At 67.9% G+C, this 17,590-nt stretch carries 23 protein-coding genes; 11 read left to right on the top strand and 12 right to left on the bottom strand.

Annotation, left to right across the window (positions count from 1 at the left end):
* The first annotated feature begins 80 nt into the window (after positions 1-80).
* From ASC55_RS14905 to ASC55_RS14885, 5 genes are all read left to right on the top strand, one after another.
* A complete protein-coding gene (locus tag ASC55_RS14905) occupies positions 81-1,220 on the top strand; it encodes an ABC transporter substrate-binding protein (RefSeq protein ID WP_055877113.1) in 1,140 nt (379 codons plus the stop codon).
* Positions 1,217-2,155 carry an ABC transporter permease gene (locus ASC55_RS14900; RefSeq protein ID WP_373695315.1) on the top strand — a complete coding sequence of 313 codons (939 nt, stop codon included), beginning with the start codon at positions 1,217-1,219 and terminating at the stop codon, positions 2,153-2,155. The genes ASC55_RS14905 and ASC55_RS14900 overlap by 4 nt, the downstream gene beginning before the upstream one ends.
* Positions 2,152-2,946: an ABC transporter permease gene (locus tag ASC55_RS14895; RefSeq protein ID WP_055877902.1), complete on the top strand. Its 795-nt coding sequence runs from the start codon at positions 2,152-2,154 to the stop codon at positions 2,944-2,946. Before ASC55_RS14900 ends, ASC55_RS14895 begins: the two co-directional genes overlap by 4 nt.
* Positions 2,943-4,034 (top strand): ABC transporter ATP-binding protein, encoded by a 1,092-nt coding sequence (locus ASC55_RS14890; RefSeq protein WP_055877102.1) that lies wholly within the window; start codon positions 2,943-2,945, stop codon positions 4,032-4,034. The genes ASC55_RS14895 and ASC55_RS14890 overlap by 4 nt, the downstream gene beginning before the upstream one ends.
* A gap of 87 nt (positions 4,035-4,121) precedes the next feature.
* The gene (locus ASC55_RS14885) at positions 4,122-4,301 is read left to right on the top strand and encodes a YegP family protein (protein WP_021198051.1); all 180 of its coding nucleotides are present in this window, start codon (positions 4,122-4,124) and stop codon (positions 4,299-4,301) included.
* Positions 4,302-4,372: 71 nt separating this feature from the next.
* Here the strand turns inward: ASC55_RS14885 and ASC55_RS14880 are convergent, their stop codons facing one another.
* The 10 genes from ASC55_RS14880 to ASC55_RS14840 all read right to left on the bottom strand — a co-directional run bounded on the left by ASC55_RS14880 (position 4,373) and on the right by ASC55_RS14840 (position 9,821).
* On the bottom strand, positions 4,373-5,128 hold the full coding sequence (locus tag ASC55_RS14880) for an amino acid ABC transporter ATP-binding protein (protein ID WP_017828128.1): 756 nt from the start codon (positions 5,126-5,128) through the stop codon (positions 4,373-4,375).
* Positions 5,125-5,922 carry an amino acid ABC transporter permease gene (locus ASC55_RS14875; protein WP_055870022.1) on the bottom strand — a complete coding sequence of 266 codons (798 nt, stop codon included), beginning with the start codon at positions 5,920-5,922 and terminating at the stop codon, positions 5,125-5,127. Before ASC55_RS14875 ends, ASC55_RS14880 begins: the two co-directional genes overlap by 4 nt.
* Positions 5,923-5,956: 34 nt before the next feature.
* Complete coding sequence (locus ASC55_RS14870) at positions 5,957-6,775, bottom strand: basic amino acid ABC transporter substrate-binding protein (RefSeq protein WP_017828126.1); 819 nt, start codon at positions 6,773-6,775, stop codon at positions 5,957-5,959.
* A gap of 172 nt (positions 6,776-6,947) precedes the next feature.
* A complete protein-coding gene (locus tag ASC55_RS14865; RefSeq protein ID WP_055870019.1) occupies positions 6,948-7,250 on the bottom strand; it encodes a Dabb family protein in 303 nt (100 codons plus the stop codon).
* Entirely contained in the window at positions 7,247-7,543 is a 297-nt protein-coding gene (locus ASC55_RS14860; protein ID WP_055870017.1) for a glutaredoxin family protein, read from the bottom strand. Before ASC55_RS14860 ends, ASC55_RS14865 begins: the two co-directional genes overlap by 4 nt.
* On the bottom strand, positions 7,540-7,842 hold the full coding sequence (locus tag ASC55_RS14855) for a rhodanese-like domain-containing protein (RefSeq protein WP_017828123.1): 303 nt from the start codon (positions 7,840-7,842) through the stop codon (positions 7,540-7,542). The genes ASC55_RS14860 and ASC55_RS14855 overlap by 4 nt, the downstream gene beginning before the upstream one ends.
* Before the next feature lie 78 nt (positions 7,843-7,920).
* Positions 7,921-8,019 carry a 30S ribosomal protein bS22 gene (locus tag ASC55_RS17420; RefSeq protein ID WP_003792170.1) on the bottom strand — a complete coding sequence of 33 codons (99 nt, stop codon included), beginning with the start codon at positions 8,017-8,019 and terminating at the stop codon, positions 7,921-7,923.
* Between the two features lie 153 nt (positions 8,020-8,172).
* Positions 8,173-8,364: a helix-turn-helix domain-containing protein gene (locus ASC55_RS14850; RefSeq protein WP_017204627.1), complete on the bottom strand. Its 192-nt coding sequence runs from the start codon at positions 8,362-8,364 to the stop codon at positions 8,173-8,175.
* Positions 8,365-8,624: 260 nt separating this feature from the next.
* A complete protein-coding gene (locus ASC55_RS14845; protein ID WP_055870015.1) occupies positions 8,625-9,335 on the bottom strand; it encodes a DUF2071 domain-containing protein in 711 nt (236 codons plus the stop codon).
* 69 nt (positions 9,336-9,404) lie between these two features.
* Positions 9,405-9,821, bottom strand: coding sequence for an ArsR/SmtB family transcription factor (locus ASC55_RS14840; protein WP_055871149.1), 417 nt, complete (start codon positions 9,819-9,821; stop codon positions 9,405-9,407).
* 106 nt (positions 9,822-9,927) lie between these two features.
* On the opposite strand from ASC55_RS14840, the gene ASC55_RS14835 reads away from it, so the two are divergent.
* The 4 genes from ASC55_RS14835 to ASC55_RS14820 all read left to right on the top strand — a co-directional run bounded on the left by ASC55_RS14835 (position 9,928) and on the right by ASC55_RS14820 (position 14,450).
* Complete coding sequence (locus ASC55_RS14835) at positions 9,928-11,358, top strand: TrkH family potassium uptake protein (protein WP_017828120.1); 1,431 nt, start codon at positions 9,928-9,930, stop codon at positions 11,356-11,358.
* Positions 11,351-12,022 (top strand): potassium channel family protein, encoded by a 672-nt coding sequence (locus ASC55_RS14830; protein ID WP_017828119.1) that lies wholly within the window; start codon positions 11,351-11,353, stop codon positions 12,020-12,022. The genes ASC55_RS14835 and ASC55_RS14830 overlap by 8 nt, the downstream gene beginning before the upstream one ends.
* A 77-nt stretch (positions 12,023-12,099) precedes the next feature.
* Positions 12,100-12,876, top strand: a complete 777-nt coding sequence (locus ASC55_RS14825) for an ABC transporter ATP-binding protein (protein WP_055871145.1) — start codon at positions 12,100-12,102, stop codon at positions 12,874-12,876.
* Entirely contained in the window at positions 12,858-14,450 is a 1,593-nt protein-coding gene (locus ASC55_RS14820; RefSeq protein ID WP_055877099.1) for a hypothetical protein, read from the top strand. The genes ASC55_RS14825 and ASC55_RS14820 overlap by 19 nt, the downstream gene beginning before the upstream one ends.
* 80 nt (positions 14,451-14,530) lie before the next feature.
* Here ASC55_RS14820 and proC read toward each other — a convergent pair whose 3' ends face one another.
* Complete coding sequence (proC, locus tag ASC55_RS14815; RefSeq protein ID WP_017828116.1) at positions 14,531-15,370, bottom strand: pyrroline-5-carboxylate reductase; 840 nt, start codon at positions 15,368-15,370, stop codon at positions 14,531-14,533.
* Positions 15,371-15,429: 59 nt separating this feature from the next.
* Here proC and ASC55_RS14810 point away from each other — a divergent pair, with 59 nt between their 5' ends.
* Positions 15,430-16,401, top strand: coding sequence for a cation diffusion facilitator family transporter (locus ASC55_RS14810; RefSeq protein WP_055870002.1), 972 nt, complete (start codon positions 15,430-15,432; stop codon positions 16,399-16,401).
* A 12-nt stretch (positions 16,402-16,413) separates the two neighbouring features.
* On the opposite strand, the gene tadA is transcribed toward ASC55_RS14810, so the two are convergent.
* Positions 16,414-16,869 carry a tRNA adenosine(34) deaminase TadA gene (gene tadA, locus ASC55_RS14805; protein WP_055870000.1) on the bottom strand — a complete coding sequence of 152 codons (456 nt, stop codon included), beginning with the start codon at positions 16,867-16,869 and terminating at the stop codon, positions 16,414-16,416.
* Between the two features lie 81 nt (positions 16,870-16,950).
* Between tadA and upp the strand changes: the two genes are divergently transcribed.
* Entirely contained in the window at positions 16,951-17,583 is a 633-nt protein-coding gene (upp, locus tag ASC55_RS14800; RefSeq protein ID WP_017828113.1) for a uracil phosphoribosyltransferase, read from the top strand.
* The last annotated feature ends 7 nt before the right edge of the window (positions 17,584-17,590 follow it).

Raw genomic sequence — 17,590 nt, 5'->3', positions numbered from 1 at the left:
GACGGGCGGCAACCTCCGCCTCATAGTGTCCTCTCGCAACCCGAAACCGGCTCACAGCGCCGGACACCGAGAGGACACTTATGGCTCGCTTCACCCGCCGCGCGCGCATCGGCGCCGGCATCGCCCTTGCCACCACGGCCGTACTGGCGCTGACCTCCTGCGCAGGCGCGACAGACGCGCCCGCCGCCGGCGGCTCCGATGTGGACGCCTCCGCCGCGACCTCGGTCGCCGACTTCGGCACGTTCGCCGACCTCGAAGCCGCGGCCAAGGCCGAGGGCTCGCTCAACGTCATCGCGCTGCCCCGCGACTGGGCGAACTACGGCGAGATCCTCGATCTGTTCGCCGAGAAGTACCCCGAGATCACCATCAACGAAGCCTCCCCCGACGTCTCGAGCGCCGAGGAGATCCAGGCCGCGAAGACGAACGAGGGCCTGGACACCGCGCCCGACGTGTTCGACATCGGCCTCACCGTCGCCCTGCAGAACACGGATGTCTTCGCTCCCTACAAGGTGCAGACCTGGGACGACATCCCCGAGGAGCTGAAGGAGCCCACCGGTCTCTTCGTCGGCGACTACGGCGGGTACATGTCGATCGGCTACGACTCGTCGAAGTTCGACGCTCCCGCCGAGCTCTCCGACCTGCTCTCGGCCGACTACAAGGGCGCGGTCGCGATCAACGGCGACCCGACCCAGGCCGGAGCCGCGTTCGCAGCTGTGGGACTCGCCACCGTGCAGTCCGACGGCACCCTCGACGACTTCCAGCCGGGCATCGACTTCTTCTCCGAGCTGCAGAAGGCCGGCAACCTGCTCAAGGTCGACGTGACGACCGCGACCATCGCGAGCGGCGAGACCCCCGTCGTGTTCGACTGGGACTACCTGAACGCCTCGCACACGGCGGACAACAAGGACTGGAAGGTCGTCGTGTTCGACGGCACCGGTTACGCCGGGTACTACAACCAGGCCATCAACGCCGACGCCCCGCACCCTGCTGCCGCACGTCTGTGGCAGGAGTTCCTCTACAGCGACGAGGTGCAGAACCTCTGGCTGAAGGGCGGCGCCCGTCCGGTGCGCATGGAGGCCATGACCGACGCCGGCACGATCGACGCCGACCTCGCCGCCGCACTCCCCGAGGCTCCTGAGGAGACCGTGGTCCCGACCGAGGAGCAGTCGACGAACGCCGGCACGCTGCTCGGCGAGAAGTGGGCTTCGGCGGTCCAGTGACCACCCTTTCCGCAACGGTGGCGGATGCTGCGGCATCCGCCCCCGCCACCTCCGCCGGGTCCTCGCCGCACGCGAGGACCCGGCGGTCCGCTCCGTCCTTCGCGTGGCTCGGGCTCGTCCCCTTCGCCGCCTACGTCGTGCTCTTCCTGGCGGTGCCGACGATCCTGTCGATCGGTTCCGGCTTCTTCACGAAGGACGGCTCCTTCACCTGGACGAACCTGTCGGCCCTCGCCGACCCCGTCGTGCTGAACACGTTCGCGAACTCGGCGGGACTCTCGCTGCTCACCGCCGTCGTCGGCGCGATCGTCGGCGCCCTCGTCTGCTACGCCCTGCTCGGCATGGACCCCGAGAGCCGAACGCGCTCGGCAGTGGACGCCGCAGCGGGTGTGCTCGCGCAGTTCGGCGGCGTCATGCTCGCATTCGCCTTCATCGCGACCATCGGCATCCAAGGCGTCGTCACCGTGTTCCTGAAGGAGTCCTTCGGCGTCAACATCTTCGAGAACGGCACGTGGCTCTACGAGCTGCCCGGCCTCGTCCTCCCCTACTTCTACTTCCAGATACCACTGATGGTCATCACCTTCATGCCCGCCCTCGCCGCGCTCAAGCCGCAGTGGGCCGAGGCGAACCTCACCCTCGGCGGCACCCGTGCGAGCTTCTGGCTGCGCATCGGCATCCCTGTGCTCGCGCCCTCGTTCCTCGCCAGCCTGCTGCTCCTGTTCGCGAACGCGTTCTCCTCGTACGCCACTGCCGCCGCCCTCGCCAGCCAGGGTGCGCAGATCGTGCCGCTGCAGATCCGCACGGCCCTCACGAGTGAGACCGTGCTCGGACGGGAGAACCTCGCCGGTGCTCTCGCGCTCGGCATGATCGTGATCGTCGGGATCGTGATGGCGCTTTACTCCTTCGTGCAGCGACGAGCAGCGAGGTGGCAGTCGTGAACCGACTCGGCCCCTCTCTCGCGACCCGCTGGGCCATCGGCATCCTGGTCGGTGCGTTCTTCGCCGTTCCCCTCGTGTCGACTTTCCTCTTCACCCTCCGCGACCCCGAAGGCGGGCTGTCGTTCGCACGCTGGACCGCGTTGTTCGACCCCGCGGCCGCGGCGACGCTCAAGCCGATCTGGACGGGGTTGGGCAACTCCCTGGTGCTCGCCGTCGTCACCGTCGCGATCGTGCTGTTGCTGCTCGCGCCGACGATGATCCTGGTGAACCTGCGCTTCCCGAACCTCAAGCCCGCTTTCGAATTCGCGGTGCTGCTGCCCATCTCGATCCCGGCGATCGTGCTCGTGGTCGGGCTGGCCCCGATCTACGTGCAGATCGGCCGTGCGTTCGGCACCGGCACCTGGACGCTCGCGTTCGCCTACGGGATCACCGTGTTGCCGTTCGCGTTCCGGTCGATCCAGGCATCGATCGACGCCGCCGACCTGCGCACCCTCTCCGAGGCCGCACGTTCGCTCGGCGCGAGCTGGCCGACGGTCGTGCTGAAAGTGCTCGCCCCGAACCTCCGCCAGGGGCTGCTCGCCGCATCTCTCATCTCCATCGCCGTGGTGCTCGGAGAGTTCACGATCGCCTCCCTCCTGAACCGCCAGGTGTTCCAGACCGCCATGGTCGTGGTGAACAAACAGGATCCGTACGCGCCGGCCATCTTCACCCTGCTCGCGATGGTGTTCGTGTTCCTCCTGCTCCTCCTGATCGGCCGCGTCGCGCGCGGCACCGGAAAGGCCCGCTCATGACCGTCGACCACGCGCTGCCGCGCACCAAGGACAACCTGCTGCTCGCCCAGGCGGGTGAAGGCACTCGCGTCGAGCTGCAGGGCATCGTCAAGAGCTACGCCGGCAACCGGGTGCTGCACGGGGTCGATCTCGACATCGCTCCCGGTGAGTTCGTCTCCCTTCTCGGTCCCTCCGGCTGCGGCAAGACGACTCTGCTGCGGGTGCTCGCAGGCCTCGAGGGCGCCGACGAGGGTGCGGTGCTCCTGGGCGGTGGCGACGTCTCGCGGGTGCCCACGAACAAGCGCGACATCGGGATGGTCTTCCAGTCCTACTCGCTGTTCCCGCACCTGCGGGTTGCTGAGAACACTGCTTTCGGCCTGCGCCGGCGCGGGATCGGCAAAGCCGAGGCAGCGCGCCGCGCCGTCGATGCTCTCGCTCTGGTCGGCCTCGCCGACTTCGCCGACCGGTTCCCGCACCAGCTCTCGGGCGGACAGCAACAGCGGGTCGCGCTGGCACGCGCGCTGGTGACCGAGCCCAAGGTGCTGCTGCTCGACGAGCCGCTCTCCGCGCTCGACGCGAAGGTGCGGGTCCAGCTGCGCGACGAGATCCGCCGCATCCAGCTGCGACTCGGCATCACGACCGTCTTCGTCACCCACGACCAGGAGGAGGCGCTGGCCGTCTCCGACCGGATCGCCGTGATGAACGCCGGCCGCATCGAGCAGATCGGATCGCCGGAGGAGCTCTACACGATGCCCTCCACAGCCGGCGTCGCCGCCTTCGTCGGGCTGTCCAGCGTCGTGTCGGGGGTCGCCGAGGGCGATCACGTCATGGTGTGGGGGCAGCGACTTCCCCTGCAGTCGCCGGCCGACGGCCCGGTCGATGTGTACCTGCGACCCGAGAACGTCTACTTCGCTTCCGAGAAGGATGCCGCAGCCGACGCCCTGGTTGAGGAGAGCACCTTCCTCGGGAGCATGCGTCGCACGCTCGTGCGCACCGAGTCCGGTGAGCTGGTGCGCGTGCAGCATGCCCCGGGAACCCACCCGGCGTTCGGTGATCGGGTGCGCATCGCGATCGCTCCCGAGCCGGTCGCGGTTCATCCCCGCGGCTGACCCCCGCTCTTCCCCGGACCCTCGCCGAGCGCTAGCGTGAGGCCCGAGGGGCGGGGTTCCCTCCATCCGAGAGAGAAAGGACGCCTCATGGCAGGCAAGTTCGAGCTGTACACCGACAAGTCCGGCGAGTACCGGTTCCGTCTGAAGGCCGGCAACGGCGAGGTCATCGCGATCAGCGAGGGCTACTCGTCGAAGTCCGCCGCGCTGAACGGGATCGACTCCGTCCGCCGGAACGCCGCAGACGCCGAGGTCGTCGAAGCCGACTGACCTCCTTCCACGCTTCACGACGAGACCCCCTGTCGCAGATATCTGCGGCAGGGGGTCTCGTCGATCTCGGATCAGAGCACGCGCGAAAGGAAGTCCTTCGTGCGCGGGTGCTGCGGGTTGCCGAGAACCTCGCGCGGGTCGCCTTCCTCGACGATGTGTCCACCGTCCATGAAGATCAGGCGAGACCCGACCTCGCGCGCGAAGCCCATCTCGTGCGTGACGACGAGCATCGTCATCCCCTCATCGGCGAGCGAGCGCATGACCTGCAGCACCTCGCCGACCAGTTCGGGGTCGAGCGCCGATGTCGGCTCGTCGAACAGCATCATGTCGGGGTTCATGCACAGCGCACGCGCGATCGCCACACGCTGCTGCTGTCCTCCCGACAGATGCCCGGGGTAGGCATCGGCCTTCTCCGCCAGCCCGACGCGGGCGAGCATCTCCTTCGCGACCCTCGCCGCCTCAGCCTTCGAGCGCTTCTTCACGCGCTGCTGCGCGATCGTGAGGTTCCCCATCACATCGAGGTGCGGGAAGAGGTTGAAGCTCTGGAACACCATGCCGATGCGGGTGCGCACCCGGTCGATGTCGACGTCGGGGTCGGTGATGTCGATCCCCTCGATCAGCACCTTGCCGCCGGTCGGCTCCTCGAGCAGGTTCACCGACCGCAGCAGCGTCGACTTTCCCGAGCCCGAGGGTCCGATCACGCACACGACCTCGCCCTTGGTGACGGTGAGGTCGATGCCCTTGAGCACCTCGTTGTCGCCGAACGACTTCACGAGCCCCTGCACATCGATCGCGGGGGCGTGGACATCAATCAGATCGGTGATCATCGCTGCTTCGCCATCCGTCGTTCGAGCCACGCGCTGAAGCGCGTGAGCGGGATCGTCACGATCAGGTACAGGATCGCCGCCATGATCAGCGGCGTCGCGTTGGTGTTCTGCGTCGATGCATCACGGGCGAAGTTCGTCAGCTCCTTCGACCAGATGAAGGAACCCGCCACGAACAGCAGCGATGTGTCCTTCAGCAGCAGCACGAACTCGTTGGTCAGGGGCGGGATGATGATCCGGAACCCCTGCGGCACGATGATCCAGAACGTCGTCTTCATGGGCGACATGCCGAGCGAGCGCGCGGCCTCGGTCTGCCCCTTGGGAACGGCCTGGATACCGGCACGGATCGTCTCGGCCATGTACGCCGAAGCGACGAGGATGAGACCGATGAGTCCGAGCACCACCGGCCCACCGAGCTTCGTGCCGGGGACGCCCAGTGCGATCGGCAGGATGAAGGCGATGCCGAAGATCGTGAGGATCGCGGGAAGCCCGCGGAACAACTCGATCCACACCGTCGCGATCCACCGGAACGGCGCGATGGTCGACAGCTTCATCAGCGCCAGCACGACGCCGAGCAGCAGGCCGCCGGCGAAGGCCACGGCCGTGAACCACAGCGTGTTGACCAGGGCGGTCGTGATGATCCCGGGGAACATCTTCGCCGCGACCTCAGGATTGAAGAACAGCGGCCCGATCTTCGCCCAGTCGGTGCTCACGATCGCCCAGACGGCGATCGCGAGCAGCACGACGTAGACCGAGTACCGATACAGCTTGCTCTTGGTGGTACGCCTCAACGCCATCGTCGAGGTCCTCCCGTTCTACCGACGCCGCCGGTCACTTGGCCGCGAGGTACTTGTCGTAGATCTTCTGGTAGCCGCCGTCGTCCTGGAGCTCCTTGAGCGCCTTGTTGACGGCATCGCGCAGCTCGTCCTTCTCTCCCTTGGCGAAGGCGAAGCCGTACGACTCGTCGGTCGGGTACGTCTCGACGATCTTGTAGTCGGGGTCATCCTGCTCGTGCACGTAGTTGACGGGCTGGTCCTGCAGGATCGCGTCGATCTGACCCGCCTGCATGGCCGGCCACAGCTCACCGTCCGAGGGATACTGCACGAGCTGCGCGCCCGGAGCGTTCTCGCCCGCGTAGGTCTCGCCGGTCGTGCCCTGCTGCACACCGACGTTCTTGCCGTCGAGGTCGTCGATCGACTTGATGTCCGAGTCGGTACGCACGAGAAGCGACTGCAGCGAGTCGACGTACGGGTCGGAGAAGTCGAGGTTGGCCTTGCGCTCGTCGGTGATCGTCATCGCGGAGGCACCGATGTCGCACGTGCCGGCAGCAAGCGTGGTGCCCGACTGCAGGGCGTCGAAACCCACGTCCTGCACGGAGAGCTTCAGGTCGATCTTCTCGGCGATCGCGCTGAGCAGATCGATGTCGAATCCGGAATAGCCGGTCTCGCTGGACGGGTCCTCGACCTCGAACGGCGGGTAGGGGACATCTGAGCACACGGTGAGCGTTCCGGCCTCGACGAGACCGTACTTGTCGTCGGCGGCGGGAGCGTCACTGCTGCCCGCGTCGGATGATCCGGTGGCGCAGCCGGCGAGCGCGAGGGTGGCCGTCGCCACGAGGGCGAGACCGGCGATGAGGTTGCGACGAGGCATGTCGGCTCCTGTGAGTCGAGGGCACGAAGGCCCGCTGACGGATAGGAGTTCATCTAAACATGCGGCTCGTCGCGTGACCAATGACATCGGCATAGACGCGCATTACGTTTGTGTTGCAAGTACGCCCCGGTCACGCGAAGAAACCGAATTCCGGGGCCGGCGCGACGCGGTCTCAGACCTCGAAGTCGACGGCGACGCGAGACGCGACCACGGTGCGGATGTACGCGGCCACCTCGGCGTGGGCGGGGTGCACCTGGTACTCCTCGATCGCCGCGATCGACGCGAAGTCCGCGACGAGCGTGACGTCCCAGTTCGCTTCCGGGTAGGCGACGTTCGCTCCCGCGGAGATGGAGAGGAGCTGCGGAACGACGCCGTCGAGGGCGTTCAGACGGCGAGCGACCTCAGCCGCCTGCGCACCGCGCTCTGCGACGTCTTCGGCGGCGAGCTTCCAGGTCACGACATGGCGGATGGTCACAGAGATTCCTTCGTTCCGGTCAGCGCGTCTGCGCGAAGAGAGTCCTCGAGCGCTTCGCGCAGCCGATCGGGCGCCACCCGCCAATGCGCGTGCAGCTCGCCGTCGATGAGCACGACCGGGATCTTCTCCCACCACAGCTCGTACAGCGCGGGGTCGTCCTGGATGGAGGCCTCGACGATCTCGATCTGCTCGGCCGCGGCATCGGGCAGCTCGGCGACGACGGCATCGATGACGTCGGAGGCGACGTCGCAGAGGTGACAGTCGGGCTTGCCGATCAGGGTCAGCGTGGTCACGCCGACGGCACCTCGACCTGGCGCCCCTGGGCGATCCACTCGCCGGTCCCGCCTTCGACGTTCGTGGCGTCGTAGCCGCGCGACTCCAGCGCCTCGACCACACGCGCCGACCGCCCACCCGCCTGGCAGATGACGTCGAACGCCTCCGCGGGGAGCTCTTCCAGCCGGTTGCCGATCTCGGACATCGGGATGTTGACGGCCCCGGGCACGTGGCCTGCGGCGAACTCGTCCACCTCCCGCACATCGATGAGCGGGATACCGGTGCGCTCGGCGAGCTCGGTGACGGTGATCGACTTCATGACATCCTCTCGGCGGGACGGAGATGCGGCCGGAGACACAAAGCGCCCGTCCGAAGACAGGCGCTCGTGTCTGGTCGCTTACTTCTTGTTGCGACGCTGGTGGCGAGTCTTACGAAGCAGCTTGCGGTGCTTCTTCTTCGCCATGCGCTTGCGGCGCTTCTTGATGACAGAACCCACGGAAACCTCACTAAGTCAGTGGCTGGGTGTCGCCGAAATCGGACACCCGGGTACGGGCACGGAAAATGCCTCGGGTCAGTCTAGCAAACCCGAAGGCATGGGCTGTCACGCATCCTTCGCCCGGGGCGACGGAGTTCGAGACAGCCGGCGACGTCAGCCGACGTCGGCGATCGGGCGCTGCAGCGCGTCGGCTACGGCAGACTCGGGCACGCGATAGCTGCGCCCGAAACGGACGGCCGGCAGCTCGCCCGCGTGAACGAGCCGATACACGGTCATCTTGGACACGCGCATCAGCTCCGCGACCTCAGCAACCGTGAGGAATCGGACGTCAGGAACTTCGGGCATCCCACGTACCCCTTTCTCGATGAGCACACTCTATGGGGTAGCTGGGACGCGTGTAAACCTCTGTGGCTCGTGTGATCAGTGGGACGACACCGCCGACGAGCGCGCTCCGCCGGGCAGCCGTCCCAGCACAGACATAGACGTTCTGCGGCATTCGCTCATCCCGCACTGCGATCGTGATCTCAGGGCTCGCGCCGGCACCGCCGAGTCCGCCCCGGGTGTGGGGACCCGCACCTCGCCCCTGACGACAAGCCCCCCTGTCGTCAGGGGCGAGTCGTTGCGGGTCTGCGCCAGCTGACGGGGAGGTCGCGCATCACGAGGGCACTGTCGATCTGCGCAGCCCCTCGCGGAAGCCCGTCGAAGAACGACGACCCGACCTCGTTCACGCGCCCCGCCTCCGCGACCCACCGCGTCGTCGACAGCTCCACCGCCTCCGCTCCTCTGCCGTCCCGCCGCGGCGACCAGCCGATCGAGCCCGCACGGTAGAACTGCGAGGCGTCGTCGACCGTCGGGAAGAGCGTGCTCTCCCATCCGTCGGTCACCTCGACGTCAGCGAACACGCTCGCGTCGGACGCCTCCATCCCGACCCGGAATCTGGCACCGGTCTCCTCGATCACGAACCGTGCGCGCCGCTGGATTCCCGGGAAGAACCTGCCGCCCCCGACGACCGGCACGATGTCGGAGGAGTGCCGTTCGATGACGTACACGCCCGTGTGCGTCGCCCCGCCCTCGTCCCACTCGACCGCGAATCGGTGCGCGGCGTTCTCCGTGGAGATGCCCCAGCGCGGACGCACCCAGCCGGGACGCAACTCCGTCAGCGCGATCAGGCACACTCCCCCGACGGCGCTCCCGTCGACGAGTTGGGGTCGAAAGGGGGCAGGGATGATCCCGCCCGCGACCGCGGGATCGACCCGATAGGTCAGCAGCAGACGGCGCCGCATCCGGCCACGGAGAGTGCGCAGGAGAAGGTTCATGCCTTCAATTTAACAGCTTCGCTAAATAGCTACAAGCCTTCGGCGAGAGAGGGGCCGGCCACTCGGCCGTCAGGCTCCGAGCCGCTTGAGGGCGTTGGCGACGACGTGCTTCGCGGATGCCGCCGCACGTCCGACGACCTCGGCCGCATGGGTGGCGCTTTCGTTGAGCGGGATGCCCGGGTAGACGATGTCGGGAGCACCGTCGCCGAAAGCGTCGACCAGGAACGGCACCAGCCAGTCGTCCACGGCCTCGAGCGGCTCGACCGCGAGACTGTAGAAGCGGCGCTGGCCGTCTTCGCGCACGGTGACGAGCTCGGCGTCGCGCAGCACCTTCAGGTGCTTGGACACGGTGGGCTGGCTGATACCCAGATCGGCGACGATCTGGCTGACGCTCGTGCCCGCCTCTCCTTCGGTCGTGCGCCGCAGCAGGAGCTGGAGGATGTCTCGCCTCGTACCGTCTGCGATCACGTCGAAGATGTCCGTCATGAGTTCAGGGTAGTCGTCCCCGGCACGGAGTACCATGACGAAGGCTCGGCGACAGGCGCCGTGCGGCCGCTGTGCGCGGCCGAAGGAGAAACCACAGGGGGCAGCGATGTCGGGCATCGTTTCGGCGTCGTCCCCGCGGCAGAGCCTCAAGAGCGCGGCCGGTTGGGTCAAGCACCTCGTCACCTCTTCGCCGTCACGCTTCGCGATCGTCATCTTCGCGCTGCTGATCCTGGTCTTCACCGTGCTGCTCTCCCTGCCGATCGCCTCCGCGAGCGGAACCGTGACGCCGCTGAGCGATGCCCTCTTCACCGCCGTCTCCACCATCTGCGTCACCGGACTCGCAACCGTCGACATGGCCAACTACTGGTCGCCGTTCGGTCATGTCGTGGTGTTCCTCGGCGTGAACATCGGCGCACTGGGTGTCCTCACCCTCGCCTCGCTCATGGGCATGCTGATCTCGAAGCGCCTCGGCCTGCGCGCCAAGCTGATGGCCGCCGGCGACACCAATCCGATGCGGGCGCACGGCGGCGTGGTCAACGAGAGCCAGACCGTGCGGCTCGGCGAGGTCGGCCAGCTGCTGACCACGGTCGCCGTGTCAGCGCTGATCATCGAGGCCTCGCTCGCGATACTCCTCTACCCCGCGCTCGTGATGGCCGAGGTCGACCCGATCGCGGCACTCTGGGAGGCCCCCTACTTCGCGGCGATGGCGTTCACGAACACCGGGTTCGCGCCGAACGACGGCGGCGTCGCCGTGTTCGCCGACGACTACCTCGTGCTCTCGCTCCTCATGGTGGGCGTCTTCCTCGGCAGCATCGGCTTCCCCGTCATCTACACCCTCGCCAAGCACGTCTGGCATGTGAAGCGCTGGTCGCTGCACACCAAGCTCACGCTCGTCACCACCATCCTGCTGTTCATCCTGGGTGCCGCCGTGTTCGTGGTCCTCGAGTTCAACAACCCCAAGACGTTCGGGTCGATGGATGCCACCGACACCACGTTTCAGGCCTTCTTCCTCTCGGCGATGACCCGCTCCGGCGGCTTCAACGTGATCGAGATGGACGATCTGAACGGCTCATCCCTGCTCGCCGCGAGCATGCTGATGTTCGTCGGCGGCGGCTCCGCCTCGACCGCCGGCGGCATCAAGGTGACCACTCTCGCGGTGCTGGCGATCGCCGTGTGGTCCGAGGCCAAGGGGCGCCAGTCGGTCGAGGCCTTCGGTCGTCGCATCCCGAGCGATGTGCAGCGCGTCGCCCTCAGCGTCGTCGCATGGGGCGCGACCATCGTCGCCCTGTCGACGATCGTGATCGCCCAGATCACCAAGGCGGACATCAGCCATGTCCTGTTCGATGTCATCTCGGCGTTCGGCACTGTGGGGCTGTCGACAGGGCTCACCGCTGAGCTCCCCGATTCGGCGTCGTACGTCATGGCCGCGACCATCTTCATGGGCCGCGTTGGTACAGTGACTCTCGCCGCGGCAGTCGCCGCGACATCACGAACGCAGTACTACTCACTGCCCGTGGAAAGGCCGATCGTTGGTTGAAGTCCTCCGGGGCGACGCTCCCGTCCTCGTCATCGGCCTCGGCCGGTTCGGCGCCGCCTGCGCCGGAGAGCTCGACCGCCTCGACCGCGAGGTGCTCGCGATCGACGACAACCTCGAGCTCGTGCAGAAGTGGTCCGAGCGCGTCACGCACACCGTGCAGGCCGATGCGAAGAACATCGATGCCCTCCGGCAGATCGGCGCACAGGACTTCCAGGTCGCCGTCGTCGCGGTGGGTTCCTCGATCGAGGCATCGGTGCTGATCACGGCCAACCTCGTCGATCTGAAGGTGCCGCAGATCTGGGCCAAGGCCGTCTCGCAGTCGCACGGCAAGATTCTCGCCCGCGTCGGCGCCAACCACGTCATCTATCCCGAGCGCGAGGCCGGCGAGCGCGTGGCGCACCTCGTGAGCGGACGGATGCTCGACTTCATCCGCTTCGACGACGACTTCGTCCTCGCCAAGATGTACCCGCCGAAGTTCATCCGCGGTGTCGGTCTGAACGAGTCGGGCGTGCGCTCGAAGTACAAGGTCACCGTCGTGGGCGTGAAGAGCCCCGGCAAGCCGTTCCGCTATGCCGAGGCGAACACGATCGTCACGAACCACGACCTCATCATCGTCTCGGGCACCAACAGCGACATCGAGCGCTTCGCCGGCCTCGATCGCTGACGCCGTCCCGGCTTCGTTTCCCGGCTCCCCCTCGCGGCGGATGTGCGGGGCCTCACAGCCGTGGTGGGATGGGAGTCATGACCGACCCCACAGCGGCCCCTCCCGTCCTCGCCCTTCGCGGGCTTCGCAAGCAGTTCGGGCAGAAGGTCGCCGTCGACGGTCTCTCCCTCGATGTGCCCGCCGGATCCATGCTCGGCCTGCTCGGCCCGAACGGCGCCGGCAAGACCACGACGCTCGCGATGGCCACGGGCCTGCTGCGTCCGGATGCGGGAACCGCCTGGGTGCTCGGTGCGGACGTGTGGCAGAACCCCGCAGAGGCGAAAGCGCGCATGGGTGTGCTCCCCGACGGCATCCGCATGCTCGACCGGCTGACCGGCGCGGAGCTGCTGCGTTACACCGGGCTGCTGCGCGGAATGGCCGAGACGGAGGTCGTCTCGCGGACCGGTGATCTCCTCGATGCGCTGGGGCTCGCCGATGCGCGGGACACGCTCGTCGTCGACTACTCCGCCGGCATGCGCAAGAAGATCGGGCTCGCCTGCGCGCTGATCCACGCACCTCGACTGCTCATCCTCGACGAGCCGCTGGAGGCGGTCGACCCGGTATCGGGCGAGACGATCCGTCAGATCCTGCGCTCCTTCGTCGACGGCGGCGGCACGGTCGTGCTGTCCAGCCACGTGATGGAGCTCGTCGAGTCGATGTGCGACAGGGTCGCCATCGTCGCCGAAGGACGCCTGCTCGCGCACGGCCCGCTCGACGAGGTGCGCGCCGGCCTCTCGCTGCAGCAGCGATTCCTCACGCTCGTGGGGGCGCACGACCTCGGGACGGAGACGCTCGCATGGTTGCGCTCCTCGTAAGCCTGCGCTGGCGGCAGCTGCGTCATCAGCTGTCCCGCAACCCCTGGATGATCGTCACCCTCATCATCACCGGGATGATCGCCCTCGGCCTCCTGGCCGTTCTCACCGCCGGGCTCGTCGCTCTGCGATTCGCGGCGCCGGAGGGTGCCGTCACCGCCCTCGTGCTCACCGGGTCCGCGATCGTCATCGGATGGTGGATCGGCTCGATCCTGGTCAGCGCCGACGACTCACTCGCTCCCGAGCGCTTCGCGTTGCTGCCCGTGACCGCGCCCGCACTGCTGCCGGGATTCGTGATCGCAGGGGCCACGACCATCGGTGGCATCGGCACCACGGTCGCACTGCTGCTGATGCTGGTGGGCTGGTCGGTGAGCCTGCCGGCACTGTTCATCGCCCTCCTCATGATCCCCGTGGCCGTCGTCACCTGTGTGCTCGGTGCGCGCGTGGTGAGCGGCCTGCTCGCCGGCTGGCTCGCGCGTCGCAGCACGCGTGATCTGGTGCTGACTCTCGGTGTACTGCTCGCCGCCTCGTCCGGGCTGATCCTCAACCTCGGGATCGGTGCGCTCACCACGGTGACCGACGTCGGCGGAGCCTTCTCCATGGTCGCGGACATCGTCGGATGGACACCGGTCGGTGCCGTGTTCGGGGTTTCCGCATCGGCCGCGCAGGGCGACGTCGTCACCGCGGCGCTTCGCCTGGCGATCGCCCTCGCGACTGTGTTCGTCCTGTGGTTCGCGTCGCAGCGACTTCTGGCCGCGCGTCTCGTCTCGCCGATCCAGAGCAGCGGTGGCGGACGGGTGCGCTCCGGTGGCCTGCTCGATCGGATGCTGCCGGCGAACTCGACGGGTGCGGTCGCTGCACGATCTCTGCGCTACTTCCGCCGCGATCCGCGACAGCTCGTCAACATCGTGATGCTCCTGCTGCTGCCGGCGATCTTCATCGGTATCGCCCTCATGAACGGTCTGCAGGAGGAGGCGATCGGCTTCGCGCCCGCGATCACCCTGATCCCCGCGATCAACGCCCTGCTCACCGGAACGATCGTGCAGATGGCGATCGCCTACGACAACGACGCCGTCGCCATGCACATCCTCACCGGAGTCACCGGGGCCGCCGACCGCGCGGGGCGCCTGCTCGGCTTCGGACTGATCGCGGTACCGGTCACGGTCGCGCTGTGCGTGGCGACCTGCCTGCTCGCAGGACGGCCGGACCTGCTGCCCGGCAGCCTCGGTGCGTCGCTCGGCCTCACGGCGATCGCCGCCGGCGCCGGAGCGTGGGTGGGCAGTTTCCTCCCCGGGCGGGCACCGGCCCCGGAGGCGAACCCCTTCGGCCGCGGATCCTCCGGCGGGGTGCAGTCGCTGCTCGCGATGATCATCATCGGCCCGATCACGCTCGTGCTCGGTGCACCGGCGCTCGGATTCGCCATCGCAGCGATCTGGAATCCCGGGCTGGGGTGGATCAGCCTCGCCTGCGGCATCGTCTTCGGCGGTCTGGCGCTCTGGGGCGGAACCGTGCTCGGCGGGAAGATCCTGGATCGTCGCTGGCCCGAGGTGCTCGCCGACGTGTCCAGCGAGAGCTGACCGCGGCGGACCGGGTCAGGCGTCGATGTCGAGCACGATCTCGATCACCAGATCGCACCCTCGATCCGCAGTCGCATGGCTCAGGCCCCGGCGGCGAGCTCCCTGGCCCGTGCGAGTGCGGCGTCCGCAGCCTGGGCGAAAGTGCGATCGAGGTGCGCGTCCTGCAGCACGGCGATCGCCCGTTCGGTCGTTCCCTTCGGGCTCGTGACGCGACGGCGCAACTCTGCCGGCTCCTCCCCCGAGGCATCGAGCAGGGCTGTCGCCCCGATGAACGTCTGCTCGACCATGAGCCGCGCATCCGCATCGGCGAATCCCATGCCGACGGCGGCCTTCGTGAACTCCTCGATCAGCAGGTAGACGTAGGCGGGCCCTGAGCCCGAGATCGTCGACAACGCATCGATCTGAGACTCCGGCACCTCGACGACAGCCCCGACGGTCTCGAAGAGGCGGCGGACGAGAGCGAGATCCTCGTCCGGGACCGCAGCGCCGGCGGCGAGACCGGTGACGCCCTTGCGCACGGTCGACGGAGTGTTGGGCATCGAGCGGATGACTCGGGCTTCAGGACCGAGCACATCGGCGAAGGTCTGCAACGTGACGCCGGCGGCGACACTCACCACGATCGCGTCGGCGGCGAGGTGCGGGGCGATCTCGCGCAACAGATCGGGCACCATCGCCGGCTTCACGCCGACCAGCACGATCCGCGCTCCTGCGGCTGCCTCGACGTTGCCCTCGGGACGCTCGGCGAGGGCGACGCTCGTGACGCCGTCGAGGTCGGCGAACGCCTCCGCCTTCTCCGCAGTGCGGTTCGTCGCGGTGATCCCGCCGTCGATCCGGATGCCCGAGGCGACCACTCCGCGCAGGATCGCACCGCCCATCGAGCCGGCACCGAGGAAAGCGAGGGAAGGAAGCGAGTCAGCCATGTCGTCATCCTACGGCGGGCACTCCGACATCCTCAGGCGGGCGGTTCTAGACTCATCCCATGAGTGCATCCGGAGGCAACAAGGCCATCGTCGCGGCGTTCCTGGCGAACATGGGCATCGCCCTCGCGAAGTTCATCGCCTGGGCTCTCTCCGGATCCGCCTCGATGCTCGCCGAGGCCATCCACTCCGTCGCCGACTCGGGCAACCAGCTGCTGCTGATGCTGGGCGGACGCAAGGCCCGGCGCGAGGCCGACCGTGCGCACCCGTTCGGCTACGGCCGGGAGCGCTACGTGTACGCCTTCGTCGTCTCGATCATCCTCTTCTCGGTGGGTGGCCTCTTCGCGATCTACGAGGGCGTCGAGAAGCTCACGAACCCGCACGAGCTCGACAAGACATGGTGGTGGCTGCCGCTCGTGGTGCTCGTCGTCGCCATCGGACTCGAGTCGTTCTCGCTGCGCACCGCCATGCGCGAGAGCAACCTCGTGCGCGAGAAGGGCCAGTCGTGGGTGTCGTTCGTGCGCCGCTCCAAGGCACCGGAGCTTCCCGTCGTGCTGCTGGAAGACGTGGGCGCACTCACCGGCCTCACGTTCGCGCTGCTCGGCGTCGGCCTCACCCTCATCACCGGCAACCCGATGTTCGACGCGCTCGGCACCGTCATGATCGGTGTGCTGCTGGTGCTGATCGCGATCGTGCTGGGCGTGGAGACGAAGAGCCTCCTGGTCGGAGAAGGCGCCACCCAGGCCGACCACGACCGCATCGTGGACGCGATCAACGCGGGCGATGAGATCGAGAAGATCATCCACATGAAGACCCTCTACCTCGGCCCCGACGAGCTGATGGTCGCGGCGAAGATCGCCCTCAACGCCGACAAGCCGCTGCGCGAGGCCGCCGACGACATCGATGCGATCGAGGCGCGGATCCGCGAGGCCGTGCCGGTGGCACGGATCGTCTACATCGAGCCGGACGTCTACCGCCCCGCGATCGACCCCGAGCCCTCGACCGACGTCTTCGTGCTCAAGTCCTCGGACTGAGCGCGGGAGCGCTCAGCGCCGCTGCTCGAAGAACGAGCGCAGGAGCGCGGTCGCCGCATCGGCCGCGACACCGCCGATGACCTCGGCACGGTAGGGCAGCCGCCGGTCGCGCAACACGTCGTACATCGAGCCCGCCGCGCCCGCCTTGTCGTCCCAGGCACCGAAAACCACGCGACCGATACGGGCCTGCAGGACCGCCCCGGCACACATGACGCACGGTTCGAGAGTCACCACGAGCGTGTGCCCCTCGAGATTCCAGGAGCCGACCACTGCCGCGGCACGTCGGAGCGCTTCGATCTCGGCGTGACCCGTCGGATCGTGGGTCTCCTCGCGGGTGTTGCGACCCTCGGCGATGATCCGCCCGTCGGGGTCGAGGACCACCGCGCCGACGGGGATCTCCGAGGCCGCCGCAGCCTCGGCCGCGAGCACGAGGGCGCGCGCCATCGCGAGGTCGTCGGCAGCGGTCATGCGTCGAGCCTACGACAGCCGCCGAGCGCGGCCGGAGCACCCGATGTCGTGCCTGGCCCCGCAGCGCATTACCCTGTATCCATGCGTGTTCACGTGGCCGACCACCCTCTCATCACCCACAAGCTCTCGGTGCTGCGCGACGCGCGCACGCCGTCGCCGGTCTTCCGGCAGCTCACAGAGGAGCTCGTCACGCTGCTCGCGTACGAGGCGACTCGCAACGTGAAGGTCAGCCCGATCGAGATCACCACACCGGTGACGACCACGATGGGTGTGAAGATCTCGGAGCCCCGCCCGATCGTGGTGCCGATCCTGCGCGCCGGTCTCGGCATGCTCGAAGGCCTCGTGAAGCTGCTCCCGACGGCCGAAGTCGGCTTCCTCGGCATGGTGCGCGACGAGACGACGTTCGAGCCGACGACCTATGCCGAGCGCCTGCCCGACGATCTGAGCGATCGCCAGTGCTTCGCGATCGACCCGATGCTGGCTACCGGTGGCTCGCTCGCCGCGGCGATCCAGTTCCTGTTCGACCGCGGCGCGAAGGACGTGACCGCGATCTGCCTGCTCGGAACCCCCGAGGGCGTCGCCGCGATCGAGGCCATGGCGGGCGACCGCGACGTGACTCTCGTGCTCGGCGCACTCGACGAGCGCCTCGACGAGAAGGGCTACATCGTTCCCGGGCTCGGCGACGCCGGCGACAGGCTCTACGGCACCGTCTGATTCGGCT

The organism is Microbacterium sp. Root322 (assembly GCF_001425645.1).
GTDB lineage: Bacteria > Actinomycetota > Actinomycetes > Actinomycetales > Microbacteriaceae > Microbacterium > Microbacterium maritypicum.
Note: the sequence above shows the minus strand (reverse complement) of the source record. Positions and strands in the feature narration are given on the sequence as shown.